Origin of the sequence: Microcoleus sp. Pol7_B2, assembly GCF_036701035.1 — a bacterium.
Taxonomy (GTDB): domain Bacteria; phylum Cyanobacteriota; class Cyanobacteriia; order Cyanobacteriales; family Microcoleaceae; genus Microcoleus.
On record NZ_JAUBQB010000067.1, the window covers coordinates 21,513 to 29,041 of the forward strand.

1 protein-coding gene is annotated in these 7,529 nt (G+C 46.5%); it reads left to right on the top strand.

The window, feature by feature from the left end; all coding sequences use genetic code 11:
• Positions 1-72: 72 nt before the first annotated feature.
• Positions 73-7,529, top strand: a 7,457-nt coding sequence (locus tag QUA57_RS21605; protein ID WP_333251318.1) for a two-partner secretion domain-containing protein, incomplete at its 3' end; no start/stop codon positions are given.

Consider the following 7,529-nt stretch of genomic DNA (forward strand, 5'->3'; position numbering starts at 1 on the left):
AGTAATTTTTATGAGTAAAAATAGGATAAATAAATAAATACGATCGCACTTTCAGCACAATCTTTAAACACAATGACAGCCAACAGACTACATTTGCTCGGATGGTTATTCATTGTTAGCTGGCTGAGTGCCGGGGCTATGGGTTCTGCCAACGCGCAACCCATAGCCCCGGCAGCAGACGGCACTCACACAGTTGTTACTCCCAGCGGCAACCGCTACGACATTTCCGGGGGGTCCTTCAACGGAGATGGGGCTAATCTTTTTCATAGTTTTACTCAGTTTGGCCTCAGCGAAGGTCAAACGGCTAACTTTCTCACTAATCCCAATATTCAAAATATTTTGGGAAGGATTACTGCGGGTAATCCTTCTTTAATAAATGGCTTAATTCAAGTGACGGGCGGGAATTCCAATTTATTTTTGATGAATCCTGCCGGCATAATTTTGGGGCCGAATGCCAGTCTCAACGTGCCGGGCTCTTTTAATGCTACTACGGCGACAGGGATTGGTTTTGGGAACAATCAGTGGTTTAGCGCGATCGGCAATAACAATTGGGCAACATTAATCGGGACACCGAATAGTTTTGCGTTTACAAATTTGCAAGGTGGAAGCATTGTTAATGCAGGCAATCTGACGGTGACACCAGGTCAAAGTTTAAGTTTGATTGGCGGTACGGTGGTCAATAATGGTCAGCTAACTGCGCCTAGCGGCAATATTCTCATCAGCGCCGTACCGGGTAACAACTTGGTGCGAATTAGTCAAGCTGGAAATTTATTGAGTTTGGATATTCAGCCGACAGCCAATCAAAGTTCGCTGCCGAATAATTGGACGCAGCCAGTGTTATCTTTGCCGGAGTTGCTGACTGGACAAGGTGTGGCACAGGCGACGGGTTTGACGGTAAATCCCAATGGCGAAGTTGTGTTGACAGGGAATGTTGCTGTGCCGGTAACTGCGGGAACTGCGATCGCCTCTGGCACTCTCAATGTCTCTGGCAACACTGGCGGTACTGTAAATATTTTAGGTGACAAAGTAGGAGTTATTGCAGGCAATATCGATGCTTCTGGGATTAACGGTGGCGGTAATGTACTGATTGGCGGAAATTATCAGGGTTTGGGGACTGTGCCCAATGCTTCGCGAACTTTTGTCAGCAGCGACTCGACGATTAATGCTGATGCTATTAGTAATGGGAATGGCGGGCGAGTTATAGTTTGGGCGGATGAAACTACTCGCTTTAATGGGAATATTACGGCCAGAGGTGGCTTATTTTCTGGGAATGGCGGCTTTGCGGAAGTGTCGGGAAAGCAATGGCTGGATTTTCAAGGATTAGTTGATTTGCGATCGACCTTTGGGATTGCTGGCACCTTATTATTAGATCCTACTGATATTACTATTAGTACAGATGTGGATTCTGTAGGCGACAGTTTCTCAGCGGGAGTATTTACGCCTTCTGCTGCCACTTCTACAATTAATAATGGGACGCTGCAAAATCAGCTACTTTTGGGAAATGTCACTATTTCTACTGCGTCGGCTTCTTCGAGTATAGGTGATATTACAGTTAGTGCTCCCGTTGCTTGGAATAATAATAATTCTCTGACGCTGCAAGCGAATAATAATATTACTGTTAATCAACCTATTACTAATTATTCGGGAAATGGCGCGATCGCGTTAAATGCTGGTAATGCAATATCAGTCAATGCCACACTTGTTACTACGGGCGGAAATATTAGCCTCACCAGTACCAATGGTATCAACACCGCTGCTGCAGATATTTATTCCTCTGCTATCTCAGCAGGAAATTCAGGAGCAATCTCCCTCTCCACTACTGGTGGTGGTAACATTACCACTAAATCGCTGGTTTCCAATAATTTCGTTGCTGGAAGTAATCCAGGGAATATAACCGTCACAGTTACTGGAGGTCCGGGCGCGATCGACACCACTGCTGGAGAGCTGGATTCCCAATCCTCTTCAGGAAATGGAGGTGCGATCTCCCTCTCAACGACTGGTGGTAACATTACCATTGACAAGCTGCTTTCCATTTCAGGCGGTGCAGGTAGGGGAGGGGATATCACCCTCACAGTTACTGGAGGTCCGGGCGCGATCGACACCACTGGTAATTTTCTGCAATCGAGTTCAACTTTTGGACAGGGAGGAGCGATCACCCTCTCAACTGCTGGGGGTAACATTACCACTAGAGACCTGGGTTCCAATCCCATAGGTGCAGGTACGGGGGGGGATATCAGCCTCAGAGTCACTGGAGGTACGGGTGCGATCGACATCAGTGCTGGATTTTTGGATTCCTCTTCTAAGGTAGGAAATGCAGGAGCGATCACCCTCTCAACTGCTGGCGGTAACATTACCACTAACAAGCTGGCTTCCTTTTCACGCAGTGCAGGTAGCGGAGGGGATATCACCCTCACAGTTACTGGAGGTCTGGGCGCGATCGACACCACTGGTGATGTTCTGCAATCGAGTTCAACTTTTGGACAGGGAGGAGCGATCACCCTCTCAACTGCTGGGGGTAACATTACCACTAAAGATCTAAATGCCAGTCCCCTAGATAGAGGTAGGGGGGGGAATATCACCCTCAGAGTCACTGGAGGTACGGGTGCGATCGACACCACTGCTGGAGATGTGTCTTCAAATTCTGTGGGAGGAAATGGAGGAGGGATCGCCCTCTCAACTGCTGGCGGTAACATTACTACTAGAAATCTCAATTCCTCTTCTGTGGAAGGAAATGGAGGAGTGATCGACCTTTCAACTGCTGGCGGTAACATTACCACTGGTTCTCTGAATTCGCGTTCATTAGATGCAGGTACCTCCGGGAATATCAACCTCTCTGTTACTAAAGGAACAGGTGCGATCGACACAACTGCTGGAAGTCTCAATTCCTCTTCTTTGCTAGGAGGATATGGAGGAGCGATCGCCCTCTTCACTTCTGGTGGCAACATTACTACTGGAGGTCTAGTTTCCAATTCAGTAGAGGCAGGTACGGCAGGGAACGTCACCCTCAACTCTGGTACAGGAAATACTATTCTTAGCGGTAATATAAATACCTCAAGTGACGCCGGTAGCGGTGGCAATATTACCTTCCAATCACCCGTTATCCTTAGTCAGCCAACTATTACCCTAACAACATCAGGAACTACCAGCAGCGGCAATGTCGCCTTTAATAGGAATCTCGATGGCACTACAGCAAACACTAAAAGTTTATTGGTAAATGCAGGTGCCGGTAATATTACACTTAACGGTGCAGTTGGCAATACCACAGCCTTAGGAAATATTACTGCTAACTCTACAGGAACAACCGCATTTAATCAAACAGTCAATGCCGCGAGTTTAACTACAAATGTTGGTGGCACAACTCAAGTCAAGGGAAATGTCACTACAACCGGCAGTCAAACTTATGGAGATGCAGTGACAATTGCCAACAATCCGATTCTCTCCGGCAACGGTATTACTTTCAACGATACAGTAGACGGCAGCAGCGATTTGACGGCGAAGGCGGGTAGCGGTAATGTTACATTCAATGGTGCAGTTGGCAATACCACAGCCTTAGGAAATATTACTGCTAACTCTACAGGAACAACCGCATTTAATCAAACAGTCAATGCCGCAAGTTTGACTACAGATGTTGGTGGCACAACTCAAGTCAAGGGAAATGTCACTACAACCGGCAGTCAAACTTATGGAGATGCAGTTACAATTGCCAACAATCCGATGCTCTCCGGCAGCGACATTACTTTCAATAATACTGTAGACGGCACCAGCAATTTGACGGCGAAGGCGGTTAGCGGTAATGTTACATTCAATGGTGCAGTTGGTGCTGCAAGTACGATCGGCAATTTAACAGCTAATTCTACAGGAACAACCGCCTTTAATCAAACAGTCAATGCCGCGAGTTTAACTACAAATGTTGGTGGCACAACTCAAGTCAAGGGAAATGTCACTACAACCGGCAGTCAAACTTATGGAGATGCAGTGACAATTGCCAACAATCCGATTCTCTCCGGCAACGGTATTACTTTCAACGATACAGTAGACGGCAGCAGCGATTTGACGGCGAAGGCGGGTAGCGGTAATGTTACATTCAATGGTGCAGTTGGCAATACCACAGCCTTAGGAAATATTACTGCTAACTCTACAGGAACAACCGCATTTAATCAAACAGTCAATGCCGCAAGTTTGACTACAGATGTTGGTGGCACAACTCAAGTCAAGGGAAATGTCACTACAACCGGCAGTCAAACTTATGGAGATGCAGTGACAATTGCCAACAATCCGATTCTCTCCGGCAACGGTATTACTTTCAACGATACAGTAGACGGCAGCAGCGATTTGACGGCGAAGGCGGTTAGCGGTAATGTTACATTCAATGGTGCAGTTGGTGTTGCAAGTACGATCGGCAATTTAACAGCTAATTCTACAGGCACAACCGCCTTTAATCAAACAATCAATGCGGCGAGTTTGACTACAGATGTTGGTGGCACAACTCAAGTCAAGGGAAATGTCACTACAACTGGCAGTCAAACTTATGGAGATGCAGTTACAATTGCCAACAATCCGATTCTCTCCGGCAGCGACATTACTTTCAATAATACAGTAGACGGCAGCAGCGATTTGACGACGAATGCGGTTAGCGGTAATGTTACATTCAATGGTGCAGTTGGTGCTGCAAGTACGATCGGCAATTTAACAGCTAATTCTACAGGCACAACCGCCTTTAATCAAACAGTCAATGCCGCGAGTTTAACCACAGATCCAGGTGGCACAACTCAAGTCAAAGGAAATGTCACTACAACTGGCAGTCAAACTTATGGAGATGCAGTTACAATTGCCAACAATCCGATTCTCTCCGGCAGCGACATTACTTTCAATAATACAGTAGACGGCAGCAGCGATTTGACGACGAATGCGGTTAGCGGTAATGTTACATTCAATGGTGCAGTTGGTGCTGCAAGTACGATCGGCAATTTAACAGCTAATTCTACAGGCACAACTGCATTTAATCAAACAGTCAATGCCGCGAGTTTGACTACAGATGTTGGCGGTACAACTCAAGTTAAGGGAAATGTCACTACAACTGGCAGTCAAACTTATGGAGATGCAGTTACAATTGCCAACAATCCGATTCTTTCAGGTGACAGCATTACTTTCAATAATACTGTTGATGGTACCAGCGATTTGACTGTGAAGGCGGCTAGCGGTAATATTACCTTCAAAAGTGTGATCGGCGAAACAACTCCTCTCACTAATTTAAGTGCCAACAGCAAGATATCTTTAGGCGGCAATGTGACTACAACCGGCAGTCAAACTTATGTAGATGCAGTGACTGTTGCCCCAAACTCGGTGTTTTCAGGCAGCGACATTACTTTCAACCAGACAGTAGACGTAACTGGCAATCTGGATATTGCGGCTGATAATGTTAATCTCAAAGGAACTGTAACAACAACCAATGACGGCACGCTCACAGTTACTAATAAGGTGAATCTCAATATTGAGAAAAACCTGAACTTAGACGGTGCATTTATTCAAAATGGCGGGGGAACTGTTGCGGTTACCGGAAATATCACCACAACTAATGATAACATTGGTTTTAGCAATCCAGTGACCTTAAAAGCTCCTGTAAATTTTACAGTGGGAGATGCAACAATTGCTTTCGGTTCGACTGTATCGGCAGGTAGTAACTCGCTGACTTTAACGGCAGGTGAAATTAATTTTTCTGGGAATGTTTCGGGTACGGGCGCGCTAACGCTGCAACCGGCAACAGCCGGACAAAATATTGTTGTTGGCGGAATTGATAACAATAGTAGCGCTTTAGATTTGACGGCATCGGAACTTAATTTGATTCAAAATGGATTTAGCTCGATCGCGATCGGGCGATCGGATAGCAGCGCCAATATTAGTATTCCCTATAATCTCACCTTTGTAGACCCCCTAAGTATTCAAGGGGGAACTGGTACGATCGCACTTGATGGCACTCTTACTGGCAATGACAACAGCAGCATTGCTCTCAACGCTGCCACAATTAATTTGAATTATGGGATCAATACCAATAAAAATCCGATCGCTCTCAACGGCACTGTCACACTCGGCAACGATATTAATCTCCGTACCAGCGGCGCAGATATTAAGATCACTGGTGCGATAGAGGGTAATCATTTGTTTAACTTAGATGCGGCTACAGGCAATGTACTGGTAGAAGGAAATATCGGAGGAACAGCACCACTTTCTGTTTTGAATGTTACGGCAACGCAGGCGGAATTCACGGGTAATATTGCGAGCAATTCTGGTTTTAATATTGCTGCTGCCAGCACTAAATTGGGTGGCAATGTTACTACTAATAATGGCAACATCAATATTAACGGTGTTCTCGGGTTGACGAAAGATGCGATATTGAGTACAGCCGGGGGGAATATTACCTTTGGAGATGCGATCGACAGTATTGATGCGGCCCGCAACTTAACTCTAGCCTCCGGTAGTGGCAGCATCACTTTCAACGGTTCGGTGGGGGCTACCAGCCAGTTAGGAAATCTTGCGATTGACAATGCTGGCAATGTGACAGGAAACTCGACAATTAACGCGCAACAATTGACAGCACTAAACACCGAAAAAGTCAATTTATCGGGAGATGTCACCGCCGGCAAAGTCGATATTACTGCCCAGGGCGATATAAGCGTTAAAAATATTACTACTACTAATGGCGGAGAAATTCTATTTACAAGCGGTAACAATTTCACTGCAGGCAATTTGAATACATCGGCAAACAGTGGCGGCAACATAACTGTTAAGGCGATAACTTCAATTACCACCGGACAAATTAACTCTAGCGCTATAGTCGGAAATGCCGGGAATGTGTTCTTAGATCCGATCGGCGATATTCAAGTAGAGTTTATCAATGCCCAAGGCGGTACAGGCGGCACCGGTGGCGAGGTGACAGCAATAACAGGCAATTTTTTCCGCGCTACGGGTGCTTTTTCAACCCCACTGTCGCCGACGGGATTTGCTAGCATTTCTACTGCTGGCGGCGCCGGTGGTGGCAAAATTACAATTGTGCACGCTGGGGGAGATGGAGGGACGCCGATTCAACCGTTTGTGGTGGGGAATGCTGCTAGCAACGGTACGGCGGGTGCAATTACAACGGGACAATCTACCATTACATCGCAGTCGTTTCCGCGTTCTAGTAGTGTTGGTAATATTGGGTTTTTGACTGATGACGCGATCGACCCGCCGCCAACACCAACCCCCACTCCAGTTGAAACTCCCACTCCGACTCCGAGTGAAACTCCCACTCCGAGTGAAACTCCCACTCCGACTCCAGTTGTCACTCCCACTCCGGTAGTAACTCCCACTCCGACTCCAGTTGTCACTCCCACTCCGGTAGTAACTCTAACTCCGACTCCAGTTGTCACTCCCACTCCGGTAGTAACTCTAACTCCGACTCCAGTTGTCACTCCAACTCCGGTAGTAACTCTAACTCCGACTCCAGTTGTCACTCCAACTCCGGTAGTAACTCTAACTCCGACTCCAGTTGT